19 protein-coding genes are annotated in these 22,903 nt (G+C 42.4%); 11 read left to right on the top strand and 8 right to left on the bottom strand.

The window, feature by feature from the left end; translation table 11 throughout:
- Nucleotides 1–107: 107 nt before the first annotated feature.
- Nucleotides 108–2,225: a DUF262 domain-containing protein gene (locus tag C900_RS09920; protein WP_009579682.1), complete on the top strand. Its 2,118-nt coding sequence runs from the start codon at nucleotides 108–110 to the stop codon at nucleotides 2,223–2,225.
- Here the strand turns inward: C900_RS09920 and C900_RS09915 are convergent.
- On the bottom strand, nucleotides 2,205–3,311 hold the full coding sequence (locus tag C900_RS09915; RefSeq protein ID WP_009579681.1) for a cysteine desulfurase family protein: 1,107 nt from the start codon (nucleotides 3,309–3,311) through the stop codon (nucleotides 2,205–2,207). The genes C900_RS09920 and C900_RS09915 overlap by 21 nt on opposite strands.
- 67 nt (nucleotides 3,312–3,378) lie before the next feature.
- Between C900_RS09915 and C900_RS09910 the strand changes: the two genes are divergently transcribed.
- Nucleotides 3,379–4,716 (top strand): hypothetical protein, encoded by a 1,338-nt coding sequence (locus tag C900_RS09910; protein ID WP_009579680.1) that lies wholly within the window; start codon nucleotides 3,379–3,381, stop codon nucleotides 4,714–4,716.
- A gap of 578 nt (nucleotides 4,717–5,294) precedes the next feature.
- Here the strand turns inward: C900_RS09910 and C900_RS09905 are convergent.
- The 7 genes from C900_RS09905 to C900_RS09875 form a co-directional block, all read right to left on the bottom strand.
- Complete coding sequence (locus C900_RS09905; protein WP_009579678.1) at nucleotides 5,295–5,498, bottom strand: type I restriction-modification system subunit M N-terminal domain-containing protein; 204 nt, start codon at nucleotides 5,496–5,498, stop codon at nucleotides 5,295–5,297.
- A gap of 39 nt (nucleotides 5,499–5,537) precedes the next feature.
- The gene (locus tag C900_RS09900; RefSeq protein WP_009579677.1) at nucleotides 5,538–6,398 is read right to left on the bottom strand and encodes a nucleotidyl transferase AbiEii/AbiGii toxin family protein; all 861 of its coding nucleotides are present in this window, start codon (nucleotides 6,396–6,398) and stop codon (nucleotides 5,538–5,540) included.
- Entirely contained in the window at nucleotides 6,398–7,198 is an 801-nt protein-coding gene (locus C900_RS09895) for a type IV toxin-antitoxin system AbiEi family antitoxin domain-containing protein (RefSeq protein ID WP_040496370.1), read from the bottom strand. Before C900_RS09895 ends, C900_RS09900 begins: the two co-directional genes overlap by 1 nt.
- A 354-nt stretch (nucleotides 7,199–7,552) precedes the next feature.
- Nucleotides 7,553–7,738 (bottom strand): hypothetical protein, encoded by a 186-nt coding sequence (locus tag C900_RS30240; RefSeq protein WP_040496368.1) that lies wholly within the window; start codon nucleotides 7,736–7,738, stop codon nucleotides 7,553–7,555.
- Nucleotides 7,731–7,973 (bottom strand): hypothetical protein, encoded by a 243-nt coding sequence (locus tag C900_RS29855; protein ID WP_157493976.1) that lies wholly within the window; start codon nucleotides 7,971–7,973, stop codon nucleotides 7,731–7,733. Before C900_RS29855 ends, C900_RS30240 begins: the two co-directional genes overlap by 8 nt.
- A gap of 1,025 nt (nucleotides 7,974–8,998) precedes the next feature.
- Complete coding sequence (locus C900_RS09880) at nucleotides 8,999–12,610, bottom strand: amino acid adenylation domain-containing protein (RefSeq protein ID WP_009579673.1); 3,612 nt, start codon at nucleotides 12,608–12,610, stop codon at nucleotides 8,999–9,001.
- 787 nt (nucleotides 12,611–13,397) lie between these two features.
- Nucleotides 13,398–14,372: a GlxA family transcriptional regulator gene (locus tag C900_RS09875; RefSeq protein ID WP_009579672.1), complete on the bottom strand. Its 975-nt coding sequence runs from the start codon at nucleotides 14,370–14,372 to the stop codon at nucleotides 13,398–13,400.
- Between the two features lie 142 nt (nucleotides 14,373–14,514).
- Between C900_RS09875 and C900_RS09870 the strand changes: the two genes are divergently transcribed.
- The 9 genes from C900_RS09870 (at nucleotide 14,515) to C900_RS09830 (ending at nucleotide 22,874) form a co-directional block, all read left to right on the top strand.
- Entirely contained in the window at nucleotides 14,515–14,970 is a 456-nt protein-coding gene (locus C900_RS09870) for an SRPBCC family protein (RefSeq protein WP_009579671.1), read from the top strand.
- Between the two features lie 125 nt (nucleotides 14,971–15,095).
- Nucleotides 15,096–15,587 carry an SRPBCC family protein gene (locus tag C900_RS09865; RefSeq protein ID WP_009579670.1) on the top strand — a complete coding sequence of 164 codons (492 nt, stop codon included), beginning with the start codon at nucleotides 15,096–15,098 and terminating at the stop codon, nucleotides 15,585–15,587.
- Nucleotides 15,588–15,938: 351 nt separating this feature from the next.
- The gene (locus tag C900_RS09860) at nucleotides 15,939–16,130 is read left to right on the top strand and encodes a hypothetical protein (protein WP_009579669.1); all 192 of its coding nucleotides are present in this window, start codon (nucleotides 15,939–15,941) and stop codon (nucleotides 16,128–16,130) included.
- 336 nt (nucleotides 16,131–16,466) lie between these two features.
- Nucleotides 16,467–17,954, top strand: coding sequence for an MFS transporter (locus C900_RS09855; RefSeq protein WP_009579668.1), 1,488 nt, complete (start codon nucleotides 16,467–16,469; stop codon nucleotides 17,952–17,954).
- Between the two features lie 164 nt (nucleotides 17,955–18,118).
- Entirely contained in the window at nucleotides 18,119–19,174 is a 1,056-nt protein-coding gene (locus C900_RS09850; protein ID WP_040496367.1) for a hypothetical protein, read from the top strand.
- A 26-nt stretch (nucleotides 19,175–19,200) separates the two neighbouring features.
- Nucleotides 19,201–21,444 carry a molybdopterin oxidoreductase family protein gene (locus C900_RS09845; RefSeq protein ID WP_009579665.1) on the top strand — a complete coding sequence of 748 codons (2,244 nt, stop codon included), beginning with the start codon at nucleotides 19,201–19,203 and terminating at the stop codon, nucleotides 21,442–21,444.
- A gap of 49 nt (nucleotides 21,445–21,493) precedes the next feature.
- On the top strand, nucleotides 21,494–22,063 hold the full coding sequence (locus C900_RS09840; protein WP_040496365.1) for a 4Fe-4S dicluster domain-containing protein: 570 nt from the start codon (nucleotides 21,494–21,496) through the stop codon (nucleotides 22,061–22,063).
- A gap of 14 nt (nucleotides 22,064–22,077) precedes the next feature.
- Nucleotides 22,078–22,596 carry a QcrA and Rieske domain-containing protein gene (locus C900_RS09835; protein WP_009579662.1) on the top strand — a complete coding sequence of 173 codons (519 nt, stop codon included), beginning with the start codon at nucleotides 22,078–22,080 and terminating at the stop codon, nucleotides 22,594–22,596.
- Between the two features lie 2 nt (nucleotides 22,597–22,598).
- Nucleotides 22,599–22,874, top strand: coding sequence for a DUF6755 family protein (locus C900_RS09830; protein WP_009579661.1), 276 nt, complete (start codon nucleotides 22,599–22,601; stop codon nucleotides 22,872–22,874).
- Nucleotides 22,875–22,903: the final 29 nt, after the last annotated feature.

Raw genomic sequence — 22,903 nt, 5'->3', positions numbered from 1 at the left:
TCAAGGACGAATTGTAGTAGAAATTACTATTATTACATCTTAGTGCAGAACTCGGTATCCTTTGGTTCCTGCATGCGTTTTTGTATCGGTAATTTTTGAGAATAATAATGGAATTCAGAAAGTTTAGCTTGCAGTCACTTTTAGAGCAATCTTCAAATCAACAGTTGGTTCTTCCCAATTTTCAACGAGATTATGTTTGGAAACATGATCAACAACAGATGCTTTTAGCTTCATTTCTGACCAACTTACCAATTGGAACATTTCTAATTCTAGATGGTGGAAAAGATGACTTTGTAAGTAAGGAGCTTTGCTACAACAGAAGAGCTAAGCCTACTGAAAGGTGTCTCTTTCTATTAGATGGGCAACAAAGACTCTCCACTATAAAGAACATATTTTACGACCTTTTTGGGAGCGAAGACTGGGAAAATAATTTTGACAGTTTACATTATCATCTTAGGAAAAGGTGGTATATGGACTTAACTGAAGATGCAATTAGAGATGCAATAGGCTATAGCAATCTGCAATTTAAAATGCTAAGGGACAACAATGAACTAACGCCAATTTTAAACACTAAAGAGCCTTCTGATATTGTAGATGGATTAAAGTTCTTCACGATCTTCAAGACGACAAATAAAGAAAAATTTTACCATCCAGCTTTTTCTTTAGGTGAAGAGGCAAGTGAATATGATAATAAAATTGAAGTGGCAATGCAATTTGCCGCACAAAAATTTATTCCCTTATATGATTTAATGAGTGAGGATAAAATTGTCATAAAAAATTGTTTAAAAATTTTAGCAAATAAAAGGTTAGAATCATTAAAGAATATTGTCAATTCCGATGAATCAAATGGGTATGAAATAAGCCAAACATATTTAGGGCATTTGGATAGTACCATAAAGCAAAAATATAAGAATAACAATATTCAGAGTATCAATTTGGTATGGGAGACTTTGAGAGATAACTGGATAGAGTCCTTTATTAGTTATTTCAAAGATTTGTTTGCCTCTGATTTGATGATTCCCTATGTCAAATCAAATGAACTTCCTCGTGCGACTGCGGTTTTTGAGTACATGAATAAGGGAGGAACACCATTGGATACTTTTGATATCATGGTAGCTAAATATGCAGATGTGAGAGAAGAGGAAACTTTGTATGACAAGTTAGAAAATTCTATTCTCTCCACTTTAGACATACCTGGTCAATTGTCAAATGGTAAGAAGGATGTTAAATATTCGCCAAGCTGTTTTGGGCTACAAAAGAATGATTCTATTATTAAGCCAATTAAAGAGCAATTCCTGAATTTTTTAAGTATAATAACTAAAATTAGCAAAGACGGAATAGATAGTGTGGATGTGAGCCACATAAAGAAGGATAAAATATTAAATCTGAGAAAGGAAGAAATTGAAAATTCCCTTGAACAAGCATTAAAGGCTTTAACCAGGAGCTTAGCTTTTCTGCAATTTCGATGTGGAATTCCTAACTATAATGGACTGAGCTACAACTTAATGTTGCTACCCATTGGAATAGCTCTTTCTCATGATGAGCACTGGGAGGATGCTTATACCCTAAATAAAATTGAGTTTTGGTATTGGTCAAGTTTGTTTTCCGGGAGATTTCGCGAAAAACAGAATCAGCGAGCTATTAATGATCTAAAAGAATTGGTGAGATGGATTTCAGGTGGTACTGAAACAGAGTTACCAAAGAGGATTAATAATGTGTTTGCAGAGTCTAACTATTCTGACCTAAATACATTCTTATATAAAACGGAAGACAAAACGGTTCCTTCAGCTATTCATAACGGAGTATTACAATATATATTAAGTCTTGAGCCAAACGACTTTGTTGAAGATGAACGAAAGCTTAGAGCCTGGGAGGTGGCTATGAATGGTGAAATATTGAATGATCATCACATTATTCCTTTGGGGAGTGTTACTACCTTGGGAGAGTCTACAAAAGTATTAAGATCAAGTAAAAATAATATTTTAAACAGTCCTTTGAATAGGACATTAATATCACAAAAAGCGAACTCGGCGATTAATAGTCTGAGTCTGGAAAGATATTTGCCACTGCTCAATAGTGCTATTGAGTATTCACATTGCCTGGGTCATTCTACTTTTGAAAAAATTCCGAATAACACTAGGGATGAGCAGGAGACTTTCCTGAAGAATAGATTTACCCAAATTAAAATGCAGCTTCAAAATGAATTAAATTCTTTGAAAAGCTAGCTGTAGAGCAAAAGCGGTTTCGGTAGCTTTTCCAAAGGATAATCTTACTGCGGGAGAATGGATGTTCATTGCTGCTAATACGTGAGAATGCTGTATTACTTCTGATGAGCACGCAGAGCCAGTTGAGGCGGATAGTAAATTTTTGTTGCGCAGCAAAAATTCATCAGCGGAACAGTTTATTATCTCAAAGTTTGATATGTTAGGTAGCCTTTGAGTCAAACTACCATTAACCCTTGCCATATTATCAGCAATCAGTTGATGTTCAAGTTGATCGCGCAGCTTTTGAAGCTTTTTAGCATCTTCTCTCATTTCTTTTTTAGCAATTTTTGACGCCTCGCCTAATCCTACAATACCAGGTACATTTAATGTGCCTGATCGATAATTTCGTTGATGTCCACCACCGTGGATTAGTGGTGTCAGCTTAATGTTTCTTTTGATGTACAGTCCACCGATTCCTTTTGGGCCATAAATTTTATGTGCACTAAAGCATAATAAGTCTATATTTTGCTTAACGACATCAATGTCCATTTTTCCAAATGATTGAGTAGCATCCGTCATGAAATAAGCACCACTTTCCTTAGCTAGTTGAGCAATTTTGCCAATTTCCTGGATGACTCCGGTTTCATTGTTTGCATGCATAATACACACTACAAGCGGATTCAATTTTAGCGCAGATGCATACTCTTCCCAGTCGATGAGACCTTGATGATCTACGTTAAGGTAAGTAACTTCCGATCCTATTTCCTCTAACCATCTGCATGTATCTAAAACAGCTTTATGTTCAGTTTTTACGGTTATTATATGTGACCTAGTTAGAGAGTGACTCCAATATAATCCTTTCAATGCTGTATTAATCGCTTCGGTTGCGCCTGATGTGTAAATGATCTCGTCTGGATACGCATTTATGAGGTCGGATATATCGGTCGAGGCCCGATCAACTGCTTTCTTTGCTTCCTCACCATGTATGTGAGTGGTGCTTGCCGCATTTCCAAATTTGTCAGTAAAGTAGGGCAACATAGCTTCCAGTACACGTGCATCAACAGGGGTAGTGGCTGCGTAATCAAGGTACAAGGGTTTATTCTTCATGTGTCCAAATATAATCAACCCAGGTGTCTTTTCGCACGTTGTTATATTTGAACTAAACTAATGAGCCATGAAAAATGCGTATCCAATTAGCAAAAAGCTTTTTGATATTTTTGCTCTTTTTACGAGAGAGCCATTCGTTCAGTTTTATACAAAGGAGTTGGAATTTTACAGCAATGGGAATGGTGTATTGCTTGGATTAATTAGTATGGATTTAATAGACGGAGATTATTACACTTGCATTTTATCTAGGGATTCCTCGAGGCAGTATAGAGCTGAATCAGTTGAAGGTAATATCCCTACTATTGAACAAGCTAGAAGTTGGATCGATACTAAAATGGGGAGTGATGCTATTACATATCATGAGAATGTTGAATATTTTGATGTCTTTAAGGGAAGGACGAGTGAAAAACAGACTCATCCAAATTACAAGCTTTTAAAAGAGAGTGAATCATTCAGTTCAGCAAGAGAGGTTATTAAGGAAGTTTCTTATCACTATAAGGATATTGACGGAAACTTTATAGATCAGTTTCAATCAATTAACGGGTTTGATGCCAGAGTTTGGGAGTTATATCTCTTCTGTTTTTTTAGAGAGCAGTATTTTTCATTTGAAAGAAATCATGAAGCTCCTGATTATCTTGTAGAGAAATTTGGTCCAAAAATAGCTATTGAAGCGGTTATTGTGAGTAGAAAGACGGCTTTATCAAAGGTGCTTGAGCATAAATCCTCCGAAGAAATCCAAGAAGCATTGTCAAATGACGTTCCTTTAATGTATGGAAGTGCTTTATTCAGTAAAGTGAAGAAAGAATATTGGAAAAGAGATCATGTTCAGAATATGCCGTTTGTAATAGCCATAGCTGATTTTCATGACGATTTTTCCATGACATGGAGTTTTGGTGCTCTATCTGAATACTTGTATGGTTATAAATACAGTAGTTCATTTGATGATGATGGAAAGCTATTAATTGAACCAGTTCAAGTAGAAGGTTATAAAAAAAGGAATGGCACTATTGTTCCATCAGGTTTTTTCTTTCAGCCAGGTTCTGAAAATGTTAGTGCCGTCATTTTTTCGTCTTGCGCGACATTGTCAAAGTTCAACCGTATCGGCAAGCAAGCTGGGCTGGGAAGTGGAAATGTTGAGCTTATAAGGACGATTTCCTATCATGACCATGATCCGAATGCCTCTGAACCTGCATTATTGTCTTACAAAGTTTGTGAGGCTAGTGATGAATCTTGGTCTGAAGGAATAATTATTTATCACAATCCAAATGCGAATATTCTCTTGAATCCTGACTTATTTGATGAACGAGTTGCACAAGCTTTTTTTCAAAATGGATTTATTAAGAGTGTGATGCCTGAGGTTTTTCCATATAGCTCATCAACATTAAATTTAATTGTTAAAGAATAATTTTTTTCGTTAGTTGGTGTTCACTAATAGTTCGCTAATATTTTAATATTAATTGTAATAAGCTGATAATTAATATTTTAATATTTTAAAAAATAAGTTTCCTAAACTTTTGATACAGGTTCGATTCCTGTCGGGGCTACTAAGTAAGTAAAGCCTGAGTTTAATAGCTTAGGCTTTTTTATTGATTATCAGTATTTTACATTGGTTTCATTAAGTTCGATACTTCAAACTTTAAAAACCTGTCTAAAAGTATTGATTATAAGTGTCTAATAATTAATGCTTTAAAAGTTCGATTCCCCTTCTTAATTTTTCTCTTTGTGGGGTAGCATATACGTTATTCAATTGTGGGATTTTTAAAATCCACTTGCTCTCTAATTTATGGGAGGTTATATCAATTTAACTTAAACTTAATTGTTATGAAAGAAGGTAAAAAACGATTGACTCTCGATTGACTCCTGATGTGTTAAGAACATTTGTAGGCATAGAAGCTCTTTCTGATGAAGAGGCATGTGAAATTGTTGATACGTTAGAGGTATATACAAAAATAATTGTAGAATATTCATTGGATTGTGGCGATCTTAATTCCTCTGAAGAGAACGAACCATAGCAGGATCTTCCTCTATGATTTGTTCTGCGATTTCTTTGTTTCCAAATTCTTCTCCCTGAATAGTGATTTTGCCTTCAAATACATCAGAAAGCCGCTTGATGAAGATCAGTGGCAGTATATAATCTTTATATTTTGGCGCATCTACTTCTCCCCGTTTTTGCAAGCCGCTTCCCATAACCAGTTCTCTAATACTCTTATATCGGTTATTCCCATTTTATTTTAATATGCTATTTAATAGTTGCGTTAAATCTTCTTTCACTGTATCATAGTTTGCCATGTCCTTTGAAGGTATTTGATGTCCTAAACTATTTTTCCAGGCTGCCTGTAGTTTCTTGTCGTTTTCATCATTGATCATCTGATCGATACCGGTAAATTCCAGCCCTTTGAATTTCATTTTTTGATGAAATGCTGTCACGATCTCTGGCCAGTTTAAATCGGACGCGTTTTGAGATAAGTACCAGATATCGTAAAAATCCCGTGGTGCCGTATATGATCGTTGGATTAAAGCTCTGAATTTTTCGGCCAGCACTTCAGGTATTGCATAGCATGGTACTACATCAGCAGCTTCGGTTAGCTGATCACTATATTGATGATGTACTTTCCGGTTTTCCGGAGTAAAGATCATTTCTTCATACAGAATGATTTCAATCTTAATAGAAGTCTGCCAACGTTGCGGTGGAGCTGGCGCCTGGTTTCTCGGGTGGTCTGCTCCCCAAAATTTGACATTGGCAGCAAATCCCGTTGGCTCATCTTTGTGTCGTAAAAGTTTGAGCTCGTGTACATGCAGAGGGATCTCCGTACGCTCCGTTACTAATTGAACAATTTGATCCAATAGTTTTGTATCCAAAACAAAGTCAGGATCCGTTGCTGTAAAATCCAAATCTTCAGAAAAACGATAATTTTCAAAGTAACATTTCCTTAAACAGGTACCTCCCTTGAAGATGAGTTTATCACGGCATTCGGGAATAGAAAATATTGCATCGATAAAATGCCCAAGCACCCAGTCTTTGTCAATGGTGGTTTTTGCGACACTTTTTTGTTCGGCAATTTTCCCTATTTCCTTTTTTAAGATCATCAGTATTGTTTGTTGGCGATGTCTAGTATTTCGGATTCGGAGATATTTAGCTTGAGCCGCCATTCAGCGTTAAATTTGCCTTTATCTATACCTAATGGATCCAGTGGATTATAAGCTTGTTTTACCTGGTGTTTGGCAAAATGAATGAAAAGCTTCATATCTTTTCTGTCTAGTAATTCAGCCAGGTAACCCATACGTTTGGTGGCTGCCCTGTTATTTACTGCCTGACAATATGCTATCATTTTCTCCGGAGATAGCTTTGCGGACGTAAACGCTCTGATCAGTTCGGCATAGCCACCGGAATACTGAGGCAGGTCAAAGCAATCCACAATTGTTTTTTCTACGTCTGTGATTTGATAGCTATGATTTCCATAACCTTCTTTTACAACCCCCGTTCTTTTGGCAGGAGTTATTCTTACAAATTGATAGCTAACGCCAAATACTTCTTTCGGGGGTTTAACCTTTGTGGTCTGAATGAAAATCGTATTTGGAAATTGTTCTGTTAATCCGTGGAGGTTTAACGCAGACCAATAAGCTACCACACCATCTTCTACCAATCGGGTACCGATCACTTTTTCGTCCCTAAAATTTGAGCGGCAGTATTTCCCCCTTTCTATACGAGATAGTATTTTTTTATGTACAAGGTTTTCTACGAGCTCGTTGATGTCATCAAATTGATCAGATGCCAATTCCTTTAGGTCATGTAAAGTAAAAATGTCCATTTCATACTCATCCAACATCAGCATAAGATCAATTTGATTCTGTGTCAGATTTTCTGAAATGTATGTACTCCTTGCCATTATATTTTGATTAACTATAAACCCTAATTATTGGGGTTTATTCTTTATTAAAATATAATTCAAATATATACATTGTTTGCCAATGAACAAGAAAGTATTGTATAAACCTTAAAATTAGCTCTTACTTCTTATTCAAGAGGCTTATAAAAATTACTACAGGCTAAAACTAGCCTTATATAAAAAATTACGATCATGGAAACATCTATAAACAACACAGCGGTAGTCACTTCTAAACTAAAGGTGGTCTATGCAATATTTCACAACCAAAAATCATCCGACCGCGCCTTAAGGAATCTTGCTAACCATGGATACTCAAAAAAAGAGGTAAACATTAAATCTAACAATCCTGACGAGTTATACTTCCTTAAGTCTGTTTGGATTAAAAATAGGAGCACTTGCAATCGGGCTTTCAGCCGGAGCTCTGGTCTTAATATACTTTACATTGAGCCAAAACCTGTTGCAAGCTAACCTGCTGCTGGCGGTTCTGTTTAGCATAGCGGTGGGAGCAATCTGGGGTGCTACACTGAGTTTTTTAATCATTTGACGGTTTTAACCATAAATCCATATCTCCAGTAAACCTGGCATATCCGTGAAATCCAACTGCAAGCCCACCAACAAGGAGAAATTCAACTTCATTTTTAATGAGTTGTTCCAATACCTCCTTATAAAAACCTTCTATTTCCATTCTATTCTTCTTGGCCCTTTTGCATTTATCTGTTTTAAACCTTGTTTGGATAATTCCATCAGATATGCCCATTTTTTCGTAGGAGGCCATGACAAGTATTTATCAATAAAAGCATTCTGCTGATCATCTGCGTTTTTGTGATCCGGATTCCACTCTACTCTTCTGGACATAATCAATTAATTTAGTGTTTGTAAGACTTTGAATTCGTCCTTTTTCAACAGCCCTGAACTCTTCAGTTAATCAGCGAACATTTGTATGTCAAATTTACTATCCTGAATGGCTTTTAGCAGTAAAGGTCCTGAATTCAGCCCCCTAGGATCTTCCTAAGTTGCTGGTAGTATCCTTGAACTTAGGAAGATTCTTCGTGCCTCCCCGAGGCAAGTTCGGGGACCTTGAAAAGAGGTTTTTTAGCTTATTTTTGGATACGAATATAATTTAATCGGTTCTACTATATCGAACTCACGTTAAACATACAAAGTATCCTGGTAGTTCCTCTGAATAGCAGTAGTCTTTCCCTATGAGACTATTACAGACCTGAGTTCGGGATAAGAAATTTGAATTTTATTCAAGAAAAAAAAGGAGTGATTTAGTGTAATAATTATTGACAATCAGTTGCGGCTATGGAGGAGCAAGGGCTGTGAGCAAATGGCTAAATTTCAATGCCTGCGATAAACAAATCACAAACTCGCCCCGTTTGAAATAACGGGCTCAAACAGTGTGATTTATGAGGTGTACGTGTGGCATTGAAATTCTTACGGCCTCCGCTAAAGGCTTTGGCCGTCAGCGGAACACCATTTCATCAAGGGCGTTCAGGTAACTGTCATTATCTGCAAAATCAACTAAAAAGTTGTTGGATACCTCCCCGCGGCAAGTTAGGCAAGTTCGGGACAGGCAGGATAACCGCCTTTTTTAATCATTTTATATCGAACTCACGTTAACTTAAGTCCAATTATAGCCACGTCCACCACTATTAAGTTGAAATGGCCGTCTCAAAAGTCTTCTTCCGATGCCATTGGTACTTGATATTGGCCTCCTAATGTTAGCCTCTATGCTTTTTTAGGGATCACCAAGTCAAGTTTGGAATGACGAACTGACCCTTGAGACGGCTTCCTATTCTATAAATCCGGCTGGTAAATAGCTTCTTCTGTGTTTTTCAACGAAACGTCAAGTGGTGTTTCTTGTTGCCGTTCGACCATTCGTGCAAAGAGCCAAATAAACGGCTCAACCTCGCCCTTCAACACACATGCACCTTTGCTAATGCTGTGAAGCAGCCCTTGAACATTTGATGTACGTAGAGCAGAGACTGTCTGCCGGTCCTTGAGAAGCAATGAACAGGTCGGAAGATCAGATAGCTCTTCAGCGCCCAGTGTGACATCTCCCTCATTGACCACTATCGTAATCGGCTCGTCCTGTTTGGGAAACCTCACGGAAACAGCGAGATTCGGAGTTGGGTAAGGGGCTTTAGCCACCAATTTTTTCAACCAGGCAGAGAAGGCATTGGCCCACTCCTCTACCTCGGATTGTATAATACCTGGCTCCTTTGTGTCAACCCGGGCACCGGCCATCTGCTCATCCACTTCACGTTCCGCTTCGATCAGGGCCTCCAGGGTCCTGTCAACATCTTCACGGGTATGGGAAGCTGAGCAGATGAGCCTGAGGCGACCGCGTCCGCTCTCCACAATAGGGTATGTTACCGCTGATGTTTGCACGCCACGCTGATACATGCCCTGCACTATGGCGTATAGTTTATCCTTGTCGCTAAAATGCGGGGTTACGATAGGGCCGTCCCCTGTCCCCAGGTCATACCCGGCTTTGGTGAATCGTTGGCGCATGTATCGCGTTGTATCCCAGAGTCGATCCCGCAGTTTATCATCTGAGCGGATCCTGCGCAAGGCGGTAAGTGCTGCGGCCATATCTGCCGGGCTGATGGAGGCCTGAAAGATATAAGCTCTGGCTGACGCCTTCAACAGGTCGATGTGCTCCTCTCGTGCGGCAACCACACCGCCAAGACTACCAAGCGCTTTGCTGAGAGTGGTCATGATAAAGTCTACCTCTTCCGTGATGCCCTGATCAGCGCAAATGCCTGCCCCACGTTCACCGTAAAAGCCGAATGAATGGGCTTCGTCCACTAACACAAGAGCACCATATTTTTTAGCCATACGCACGATATCTGCAACGGGTGCAGCGCCTTCGCCCATGCTGTATACACCTTCAAGCACAACCAGGACTGTACGGTAAGGCGATATTTCAGACTTAAGCACTGCTTCCAGGTCAGATGAATTGTTGTGTTGAAATGTTCTGATCGTAGCGCCGCACAGTCGAGCCCCATCAACGATGGATGCGTGGCAGAGTTGATCGATTACAACTACATCGTTTTTGCCCAGAAGTCCTGCAACGGCACCGACATTTGCTGTATATCCTGTAGGGAACAGGCAAGCGCCAGGCTTTCCTACCAACTCAGCAAACTCCTTTTCAAACTGCAGGTGAAGATCCGTCATACCTGAAGCTGCTGCAGACGTTCCCATTCCCGTTCCAAATTGCTGCAACGCCTTAGCCGATTCTTCCATGACTTGCTTATCGCGGTTCAGGCCTAGGTACAGGTTGGTGGTCCAGATGATGGCTTCCTGCTCTTCATCATTGTATGCATCAGTTACCATACCCCGGGTTGCGCTTCCGGTGCGGAGCACCTTACTGTAGGGATTTCTGCGCTGATCATTCACCATGTGTAACACTTCCTGCACAAGTATACTCTTATCGGTAGCCGACCAGGCGGATACTTTTGCAGCCTGAAACGTGGGGTGGCTGGACTGGATGTGTGTCTGAAAAGTCGCGAGAGAGTCTGAAACTACTCTGCGCCCCTTTTCCATAGGCTCATTATCTGTGCTACTGCCCCTAAGTTTCAGAATATAACGGGTCAAGGCTTCAGGAGTGGGGTACTCCACAATTGCGGTGGCCGGCAGCGTTCGGCCCAGCATTCCGGAAAGTCGACTGCCTAACTCTATGGTGGTCAGCGAGTCAAGCCCCATGCTATCGAATGAACGGTCAGGTAATATTTGTTTAGGGTCACTAAAATTCAAAAGAGAGGCGACCTCACCCTGAATGCCAGCCAGTATGTCAGCTTGCTGCCCTGTGGCGAAGTCTATGGTTCCGGGGTTCGATTCAGGCGCCTGTTGTGTCTGGACAGAGTTACGGGTCTCTTTTAAGCTCTGTAATTTATTGCGGTCGAGCTTTCCGTTAGGCAAAAGAGGCAATTCCCTGAGGGGTATCACCACATGGGGAACCATATATTTTGGCAGTCGTTGCGCCAAATATGCTTTCACCTGCTCATCCGTAATTGCTTCGTGCTGACTCACCATATAGGCTATAAGCATTTTTTGTCCAGCGCCTCCATCTACGGCTGCCGCGGCTGCCGCAGTAATCCCTTTCATCGATTCGAGTGCAGACTCGATCTCTTCAAGTTCGATCCGGAACCCTCGGATCTTGACCTGCTGGTCAACCCGGCCGAGAAATTCGATCTCTCCGTTTTTCGTTCTACGGCAAAGATCACCTGTTTTGTATAGCCGCTTCTCCGGGATCACATCATTTGGAGTCATTTCTATAAACCGTTCTTTGGTACGCTCCTCATCATACAGGTAGCCACGCGCGAGCTGATTTCCTGCTAAATAAAGTTCCCCCTCAGTGCCATCAGGTACCGGATTCATGGAATCATCGAGAATGTAAGAACGGGAATTTGGCACTGATTTGCCAATGGTAACCGTTTGGATGCCTTCATGAACCTGTGCGGCTGTTGAGAACACGGTGTCTTCAGTGGGGCCATACAAATTGAACACCCGCGCCCCTGTATTTAACGCAAAAACCTTCTCTACAAGTGGTAGTTTGAGCGCTTCACTACCAAAAACGATAGTTCTGATGCCATTAGGAGTCCATCCTGAAGATAACAACGCTTGTATTGCCGATGGCACCACAACACAACTCTTTATCAGGTTTGCCGAAGATAGTGCCGGCAGGTCGAGCATATTGTTAGCCAATACCACTGTTCCTCCTAATGACAAGGTTCCCAGTATTTCCATGACCGAGGGATCGAAACATACTGAGGTAGCGGCCAGCATTCCCTTCAGATCCTCATTATCCAGCAAACTGCCCATCACCCGGATCATCGCAACCACATTTCGATGCTCAATAGCAACCCCTTTCGGCCGCCCTGTTGATCCTGAGGTGTATATCACGTAGGCCAGGTCGCTGGCAGACGGCCCGGCTACCGTTTTCGCTGTCTGTTGACCCACCTGATCGAGTCTTATGAGCTCGTGTACGCCCTGGCAGAGTTCTGCACATTTCTTGTCATCCACAATGGCAGCTAGCGCGCGCGAATGCTCCAGCATGTAGCGCACGCGCTCTTTTGGATAGGCAGGATCAAGCGGTACATATGCGCACCCCGCTCGTAATACACCCAGTAAAGTCGCCACAAGTTCCCAGGTGCGGCTCATGCACACACCGACAAGGGAGCCAGGCTCAACCCCACGGGTTGCAAGCTCGCCCGCAACTGCGTTTGCCCGGTCCGTCAGATACTTAAAGTCTATAGTGGTTTCGCCATCGATAACTGCTGTCCGCTTCGGATGCGCCTGCGCCTGCTGTGCGATCAGCTCCCAGATTGTTTCTGCAGGGTGATGCCTCTCGTTTTGCACGGATTCCGCTCGCATGCCCGGAGTTGCATTTGGTTGTTCATTCATGTTTTAGTTTCTTTTAGTTGGTTTTTAATTCGTGTCTCTAAGAAAACGCCAATGTCTGCGTTACGCTTGCCCCAAAAATGCTCTTTCCGACAACTGTAACAACTGTACGGGACTACCGCTTTTGGGACTTCACACCTGTGTGCCATAGCACTGCGGTGCGCAGGCACAAGCCCTTGCTCTGCCGAAGCGGCTACACAAAGGCGCGCTTGACCTTGATGTTTTCTTAAAGCCACTTAGAGTTTTCTTACAAGCATTAATTAAGCTGACGAATTCAATATTAATTCCGTTGCCCCTATGCCAAAAAAGACTTGGTCATGTCACACAAACGCATGTTGGTATGCGAGACAAGTATATGATGACCCTCTGTAAGTGCTACGTTTGAACGAGAAAGTACAAACGTTGAAGAAAAGTCGTTACCATTTTTAATTTTGGCAAGTCGCTGGACACCAATGGATTTTAATGATACCCGTCACTATTCAAAGGTATACCCCGATAACCGAAATTCAAATTTTCGGTAACTCTTGTTTGGGATGAACGCTTACACCGTAGTGCTTTGTAAGGCTGATATTTATCTTGAGCGTTTTTTTAATTCGTGTCTCTAAGAAACGCCAATGTCTGCGTTATGCTTGTCCCAAAAGTGCTCACGTACCCCAGTAGGTTCTGCTTTTTGGCACTTCACAAGCCTTGATCTTAACGTTTTCTTAAACCACTTAGAGTTTTCTTACAAACACTAATTAATAGCCCTCGTAGGACTCTCTTCAAAGATCAGACAAAAGTTCTTAAACTGTCAACTTTCCTTGTTGTATTTTGATTTGTAGCCATTGGGCGAGAGGCCTGTGATTCGGCTGAACACAGTTCTAAATGCTTTGGTGTCACTATATCCCACCTCGTACATCACTTCATTTACTGTCTTCCGGGTGTTTTCAAGGGATTTTTTGGCAGCTTCGATTTTAACCCTTTGCAGATAATCCAAAGGTGTAATTCCTGTTGCCTTAATGAATCTTCTGTCAAAGGTTCTTCTTTCAATATTTAACTTTTTTGACAGGGATTCGATGGAGATTTTATCATTATAGTTTTCCTCCAGATACTTTTGGGCCTGTTGCACAGTAGTATCGTCATGTTTTTTATGACCATTGAAAATGGAAAACTGCGACTGCAGGTTGCGGTCGAGGTCAATCTGAAAGACTTTAGCGCAATGAATGGCGGTGGGGCGGTCGTAATATTTTTCTATGAGGTATATGATCAGATTCAAAAATGAAAAGGCCCCTCCGTTGGTGTATATCCCATTTTCATCAGTTATAAGTTTATCAGTTTTCAGGTCAACCCTGGGAAACATTTGCCGAAACTCAGTATCTACAGACCAATGTGTGGAGCAACTTTTTCCATTGAGCAGCCCCGTTGCCGCAAGCAGGAATGCCCCGGTGCAAATGCTGGCAATAGACGCTCCTTCTTTGTATTGTTTTATGAGCCATTCTATCAATGGTCCATTGTCTTTTAGGGCTTTCTCATAATTATGATTCAGTGAAGGAATGATCACGAGGTCGGTTTTTTTAATGCCGAGTATATGCGAATGCGTTTTTACGGTGAATAATCCGTCATAGAAATCAACATTTTCTGAAGTGCCCACTAACTCAATTTTAAAACGCTCCTTTTGGCCTTTGCTTTTCCGGATAGCATTGGCTCTGGAGAAAATTTTGTACGAACCTACTATACTACTCAGGTTATTCTCTCCATTCGGGACTATTATCGACAAATGCTGCATCAGAGGGATTTTTTAAACAAAAATAGAAAAGAGTTATGTCTATATCAACCTTTTATAATGTCTGATTTAACCATTTTGTAAGGGTATTATAGACATTAAATTTGTAAAACAATAAACTCAAGGTTTGACATAAAAAATCGAAATGAAAACAACGATCAAAAAAACAAAATCAACAGACTTTAGCTACAGCTTTAGTACAGCAAAATCTCATGAAGAAGTGTATCATCTATTGCTTGATGTTAAAAAGTGGTGGTCTGGCTTTTATGAAGAAACCATCACCGGACACAGCACCAAGGTCAACGATGAGTTTTCTTTTCTGGCGGGTGGAGGCCTCCATTTTTCTAAACACAGGCTAATTGAATTAGTGCCGCACAGCAAAATCGTGTGGATGGTCACAGAAAGCCGGCTTACCTTCCTTGATCAACCGAACGAATGGCTGAATACAAAGATCAGGTTTGATATCGCCAGGCAGGGAGAAACAACGGTGGTAACATTTACCCATGAAGGCTTAGTACCCACGTTTGAATGTTACGGTAACTGCTCAATGGCCTGGACAGCCTATATGGACAATCTCAAGCAGGTGTTAAATGGAAATTGATTAACGAAAGCATGCAAGCAATATTGATCTTTTCACTGGCAGCCGCGCTGGGGCTACCGCCCTGCCATGGTGACTCGAAAACACCTGAAAATAAACTAATATCGAATACTTCAAATATAAACAACATGAACGATCAAGATTACACAGCAACAATTTATGTAGAGGCAACTCCTGAAAAGGCCTATAATGCCATTAAAGATTTCCGTGCGTGGTGGTCGGAAGAAATCGAAGGTCCGACAGATGAACTCAATGAAGTGTTTTTCTACCACTACAAAAACATCCATCTATGCAAAATCAAGCTGATCGAAATGGATGAAAACAGCAAACTGGTTTATCAAGTGTTGGAAAATGAATTTAACTTCATTGAGGACAAGACGGAGTGGGTGGATACCAAGCTCATCTTTGAAATAACACAGGGAGATGGTAAAACAAAAATCAAATTTACTCACCAGGGATTAGTCCCGGAGTACGAGTGCTATGAGGTTTGTAATGATGCCTGGACGGGCTACATCACCAATAGTCTTTACAAGCTGATCACTTATGGCAAAGGTGAGCCAAACCCGAAAGATAAAGATGGGTTTAATGCCGAACTGGCGGAAAAGTGGAAGTTGAACTAACTGACGCTTGAGTAGTGTCTCTTAGAAAACTCTAAGTGGGAAAACGTCAAGGCTTGTCCTAAAAAGCGGAGCGTACTGAGGTACGAGAGCATTTTTGGGACAAGCATAACGCGGACATTGGCGTTTTCTTACAGGCACTAAGTAAACTCGGCTTTAACGTCCTCGGTAGGCATCAACAAGCTTGGCAGTTTTTTTTGTGGGTAATTACATTTCCTGATCGGCCTTGAGGAAATGATGTTAAGAATTTCAATGCCACACGTACACTTTGTAAATCACACTGTTTGAGCCCCGTTGTTAGATGCTATCATCTGACCATCAGCATGTAATGTAAACTTGTCATTGGTATGAACTATGACTATAAGGAATAGCAATCTTCTCTTCGCAGGTGTGCATGAAGAGGAGATTGCTTATAATGAGCTTGAAAACCCACGTTTTGTTGTGGTTGGTTTATGGTTTTACCCCGTTGCCGGTGTCTGCTTTTTCTGGATCAGGCAGAAAAGTTTGGGACCTGATCTATGGCAGAAGCTGAAGCCCGGACACTGACAGTAACGAGGAGATCCCGGATCTTCACTGCGTTACGTCCGGGCACCCCCTTCCCCTCTCCAAGGAAGAGGGGATTGCCGCACTTCGTTACCGATCGCTTCGATTCCTTCCCGAGACAAACCCCCAAAGGAGAGGGATGTGCAGAAAGTAGTATAACCACAGGGCTTTGGTGGGTGAGGTGTTGCATTTAATTTGCTTTCAGGCTTTTACTGAAAAAACACTGTAGAAATTATTTTTTTAGGGGATTTTAATTGAAAAGTAATTATTCTTTTAGAATTTGTCACAACCAATTTAGCAGTCTTTTGTTGTAAAATCATAAACCACTTTCAGGCAGGTATGGACAGTCCGACTTTCACCTCACATAAAATGCTCTTTCTTAATACCCTTGCATTTACCATATGCTTTGCTGCCTGGATGTTTAATGGGGTGGCTGTTACGTTTCTTGTTGATAATGGTGTTTACGACTGGAGTTCCGTGCAGGTTGGTTTACTGCTTGGTATTCCGGTGTTGACCGGGGCTATTTTTCGATTGCCATTGGGCATACTTACAGATAAGTTTGGCGGGAAATGGGTGTTCGGAGGGTTGCTGTTGGTGAGCGCTGTTCCGATGTTTTTGCTTCAATACGCTGATTCATTTCTTGGCTTTGCTCTTTGCAGCTTTGGCTACGGTCTTACAGGAGCATCTTTTGCAGTGGGTATCGCCTATACATCAATGTGGTACAATAAAGCCTGGCAGGGTCGCGCCCTGGGTATTTTTGGAGCCGGCAATGCCGGTGCAGCCCTCACTACGCTGTTTGCCCCTACTGTGTTGTTGAAGCTCACCAACAATGGCACCGAACTGGAAAACTGGAGAATGCTGCCTGTTATCTATGCGGCCATATTGGTGGCTATGGCTGTTATTTTCCTGCTCTTTGCCAGGAATAAAAAACCGGACACCCAGCGTACACTCAAAAAGCTCCTCCGCCCTTTGGGCAGTGTGAGGGTGTGGCGGTTTGGACTTTATTACTTCCTGGTATTTGGCTGTTTTGTGGCCTTCTCACAGTGGTTGGTGCCATATTTTGTAAACGTATATTATCTTCCTCTGGTCACAGCCGGTGTACTCGCTGCTGCTTTCAGCTTTCCTTCAGGGTTAACGAGGGCTTTAGGTGGTTTGTTGTCGGATAAGCTGGGGGCGCGAAAGGTGATGTACTGGGTACTGGGTTCTTCATTGGTGATCAGCTTCTTATTGATTTTTCCAAAAATGGAGATCTCCTCACCCGGTAATGGCATTATGGCCAAAAAGGCTGGTACAGTAACCCATGTAACAGAAGATAAAATAATTGTAGCCGGTATCGAATACAAACTGAAGCCTAAAAGGAAAACAAATTCTGAGGCAGCGGAAGGAGATGTTGTTTTTCCTGAAAAAAGTGCCTGGCAGGAACCTGTGGTAGAAGAGGGGCAACAGGTCAACAAGAAACAGTTGTTGGCAAGAGGTGAAACTAAGATATTCTTCCAGGCCAATATATGGGTATTTACAGTGTTGGTCATACTTTTGGGTAGTATATGGGGAATAGGTATGGCGGCAGTTTATAAGCACATCCCCGAGTATTTCCCTGAAGAGGTGGGTGTAGTAGGAGGTATGGTAGGCGTACTTGGTGGCTTAGGTGGGTTTTTCTGCCCTATTATTTTTGGCTACTTATTGGAAGGTTCCGGGCTGTGGACCAGCGCCTGGATGTTCACGCTTGTACTTTCCTCCATTTGTATATGGTGGATGCATAATGTTATTCAAAAGATGATGCACCGTGAACAACCAACGTTAATGCGCCAGATAGAGCCTAAGGATTAGAAATATGAAAATGATAAACGACCAAACCATATATGGAAATGGAAATTTTGAGTAGTTGATTTTCTGTGTCTCAAGGCAGAGCTATGAATAAATAAAGAGGCCATTGTCATAACCATGTTGGTGGTGTCTTAGTTTTTTAAGAATTTGTTTTTAAGAATAAGATTATGTTTAGACTCTTCCAAACCCTCAATCGTACTGCCCTTGTAAAAGCAACCATTGCGGTTGTAGTGGTTGTGATCCTTGTTTTGGTTGGTTCTCGTGATCTGCAAAATTTTGACCCTGCACTCATATCTTATTTACTGGGCACCATATTCGCTGTTTTCGGAATTGCTTACAGATATTCGGTTTGGTTGCAAAGGCCACCCACGCGCCTGTACTGGCGGAGGAGTATGCAATTCCTCTTCAGCAAGGATTTCATACCATATGCATGGAGGTCTCTGAGATTGTTTGTCAGAAATATCCTCTTTCAGCGGTTTATAGCCTACCGGAGCAGAACCAGATGGGTGGGACACTTCCTGCTGGCAATTGGTTGCCTTCTTGCATTTGCCATCACCATTCCTCTCACCTTTGGATGGATACATTTTGAGCTCAAGCCGGGAGATGATGTAACTTATTACGCCAAGGTCTTTGGCTTTGAAGCCGGTACTTTTGCCCTGGGCTCTGTTATGGCCTTTGTTGCATTCCATGGGTTAGTGTGGTGCTCGTTTTTAGTGATCATAGGGTCGGCAATGATGATGAAGCGGAGGCTTACCGATGGCGGACTGATTGCCACGCAATCGCTTAGCGAAGACTGGCTCCCGCTGATACTCCTGATCGCAATTTCTGTGACAGGCCTGGGTATTTCTTACGATTACACTTTTTTGCAAGGCAAGACCTATCAGTTTATGGCGGTGACCCACGCCATAGTGGTCATTTTATGGCTGGTGTGGTTGCCCTTTGGTAAGTTTTTTCATGTTTTTCAGCGTCTGGCACAGTTAGGAGCCAACCTTTACAAACATGAAGGGCAGAGGAGAGGAATGGCTGTTTGTGAGCATACACACCAGGAATTTGCGACTCAAATGCATGTAGACGATTTGAAATTACTCACAAAACAGCTCGGGTTCGACTATGAGAAAAAAGACGGCAGAAATCACCTGGACCTGAGCCCTGAAGGCAAGCGTTCAGCTTTGGCAAAGGCACATTTTCAGGCGAGGAAGGCATCAGGAAAGTTCTTTGGATAGAAATTAAAAATCAATCAGACTAAAAAATGGCGAAGCTTCCCGTAACAGTTGATAAGATAATAGAAAAATTTGGACCTCATAAAGCATATCCGCCACAGGTCGGATTCCATGGCGCGCATGAACCAGATAAGTTGGTAAAAACCCATTGTTGCTATTGTGGAATGCAGTGTGGCATCCAACTCAAGGTAAAAGACAATAAAATTGCCGGTTTTGAGCCCTGGATGGAGTTTCCCTTTAATGAAGGCCGGCTTTGCCCAAAAGGAATTCAACGATACATGCAAAACAACCATCCCGACAGGCTCATGGATCCCTTGCAGCGGGTAGAGGGCAAAGGCTTTGAGCCCGTGTCGTGGGAGCATGCTATGAGCACTACAGTAAGTGAGATCAAGCGCATTCAGAACACGTATGGCAATGATGCATTTGCCATGCTATCTGGCGTTTCGCTCACTAACGAAAAAAGCTATATGATCGGCAAGTTTGCCCGTGTAGCGTTAAAAACGGCCAACCTTGATTATAACGGCCGTCTGTGCATGGTTAGCGCAGGTGGGGGCAATAAAAAGGCCTTTGGGCTTGACAGAACCTCCAATAGTTGGGCAGACTTAAAACATGCGGAGGTAATCCTCGTGGCCGGAGCAAATATCAGCGAAACCTTCCCAACGCTTACACATTACATCTGGCAGGCCAGGGACAATGGCGCGAAACTAATCGTTGTTGATCCCAGGGTGATCCCACTGGCGCGAACTGCTGATCTGCATTTAGCAGTAAGGCCGGGTGGGGATTCTGCTTTATTCGGGGCCATGCTAAAAATACTCGTAGATAATGACTGGCTGGACCATGATTTTATCAAGAATCACACTTCCGGTTTTCAGGAAACAATTGAAGCGGTGAAGGATTACGACCTGGAGTGGGCAGAAGAAACTACTGGTATACCCAAGGAGCAGATCATGGAGGCAGCTACCCTATGGGGTAAGGCAAAAACAAGTTTTTTACTCCATGCCAGGGGTATAGAGCACCACTCTAAGGGAGTTGATAATGTGCTGAGCTGCATCAATTTAGTGTTAGCCACGGGCCGTATTGGAAAACCCTACTGCGGATATGGGACTATTACCGGTCAGGGCAACGGTCAGGGGGGAAGAGAGCATGGCCATAAATGTGATCAGTTGCCAGGCAACCGTGATATCACTAATCCGGAACATCGTAAGTACATTGCCGGAGTGTGGGGTATCGATGAAAAGGACATGCCAGGTAAGGGCCTGACTGCCTATGAGCAGATTGAAGCTATCCACCGGGGTGATATAAAAGGCATGATCTCTATTTGCTTTAACCCCCTTGTATCGCTGCCCAATAATAATTTCGTTCGTGAAGCGCTCGAAAAGCTGGAATTTTATATATGTATTGATACATTTCTGTCAGAAACGGCCAGGCATGCGGATATCATTATGGCTGGGTCTTTACACGAAGAAGAGGAAGGTACGGTAACAACGGCAGAAGGAAGGGTAGTAAAAATTAATGAGGCCATTACACCTCCGGGAAATACAAGAAGAGATGGACAGATATTGATGGAGCTGGCCGCCCGGCTGGGTACCGGTGATAAGTTCAGCTATAACACAAGTGAAGACATTTTCAACGAGCTCAGGGTGGCTTCCAAAGGAGGAACGGCAGATTATTACGGGATCACCTATAAAAAAGTGGTGGACAATATGGGGGTTTTCTGGCCTTGTCCATCGGAGGACCATCCTGGAACCCCGCGCCTGTGGGAAGACCGCAAGTTTAAAACACCTGATGGGAAGGCGCATTTCAATCCGGTTACCTACAAACCTGCTGCGGAACGAACAGACAAGGAGTTTCCTGTAGTTTTAACAACAGGCCGTGTTGTATCGCAGTACCTGAGTGGCACCTCTACACGAAGGATAGGAAAACTGGTTGATCAATATCCTGAACCTTTGCTTGAAATACACCCGAAGCTGGCCTATCAATACGATATCAAAGACAGGGATCTCATTAAAGTAAAGACCAGACGGGGAGAGGCATCGTTTCCTGCACAGTTGGTAGAGACTATACGGGAAGATACAGTTTTCATTCCTTACCACTGGGGTGGAAAACAATCGGCCAATCAACTGACCATTGGCACACTGGATCCGGTTTCAAAGATACCTGAATTTAAAGTATGTGCCTGTCAGCTAATTCCTACAGGAGAGAAAGCAACCGTTGAATTGACGGAAACAGCGTACCAAAGTTATTTGCCCGCGGAAAACAGTAATGACAAATAACGGGCCTAAAACAACATTGAAATGAATTGTAATCGCAAAATTGGAAAGTATGCCGGAAACAAAGTATAAACAAGAAATGGCTTTTTTTGTAGATATGCAACGCTGCATTGGTTGTCACGCCTGTGAAATGGCCTGTGCGGAATGTGAGACAAACGGACAGGAAAGCATGATACATGTTAACTATGTAAACCGGGCTGTGAGTGTACAAACAACGGTTCAGGTATGTATGCATTGTGAGGATCCCACCTGTGCCAATGTTTGTCCTGCCGATGCCATCCATCAGGATGATTTTGGGGTGGTGCACTCTGCCAATACATCGAGGTGCATCGGTTGTTCCAACTGTGTGTTGGCTTGTCCGTTTGGTGTGCCAAAAAAGGAGGAAAAAGCCGAACTGATGATGAAGTGCAATATGTGTTATGACAGGACCAGTGCTGGCAAAAAGCCAATGTGTGCAACAGTGTGCCCCAGTCAGGCTCTCTTTTATGGTACAAGGCAGGAGATTGAAAGAATGCGCCCCGACAGCGTACCGGTAAATACTTTTCAATTTGGAAACCAGGAGGTTAACACCAAAGTAAACATCATGATGCCCAAAGGCACTCACAAACTGATCGTTGAATAATGACACCTTTGAATATGAAAGACGAGAAATATGAGAAGATCCCCAATTGGAAAAGTGACTTTCCGATAGAACGCAAGGAGGCCACCCACGTTAGTCGAAGGGAATTTGCCAAATACCTGGGGTTGCTCTCCGGGGCCCTGGCGATTGGCAACGGAGGTATCGTAATCAAGTCACTGTACTTTCCGGCAGAGGAATTGAAAGGAGAACATTATGTATGTAATCAATCCGATGTACCTGTGGGGGAAATGTTTCAGTTTAGTATAGAAGGAAGTGAGATCATTCCTTACATTCTCATCCACCTTGAAGAAAATGAGTGGAGGGCATACGAGCAGAAATGTACGCACCTTGCATGTGCTGTTCGCTATAGAGCAGATTTGGATAAGATAGAATGTCCCTGTCACAAAGGATATTTCAACCCTCGAACAGGAGACGTGTTACAAGGTCCACCACCACGCCCGCTCCCACAATTGGAGGTGGTACTAAAGGAAAACCAGGTATTTGTAAAAGCTAAAGAACCAAATAAAATTGTATAGCTATGAGTGATTACAGAAGGTCGCAAAATGAGGCGCACCCCAATAAAACCAATACCCTGATGACGGGCATTATTTTGCTGCTCATCTTATTTGTAAGCATACAAATATGGTTCTTGTTCGGGGCATTGAACAATGCGCTTAGGGAAAATCTCGCATTTGCCATTACCACTTTTGTCGGGTCTTTTATTCTGGCTCTGGCTTCATTCTGGGTGCTCCGGTATCTACCTGATCCTATTCGTTCAGAAAAAGGAAAAGCCCCGGAGAGGAAGGATCTATAAGGTCAAATTCTCTCAGGGTTATCCCAAGA

Origin of the sequence: Fulvivirga imtechensis AK7 (assembly GCF_000331535.1) — a bacterium.
Lineage (GTDB): Bacteria > Bacteroidota > Bacteroidia > Cytophagales > Cyclobacteriaceae > Fulvivirga > Fulvivirga imtechensis.
Note: the sequence above shows the minus strand (reverse complement) of the source record. Positions and strands in the feature narration are given on the sequence as shown.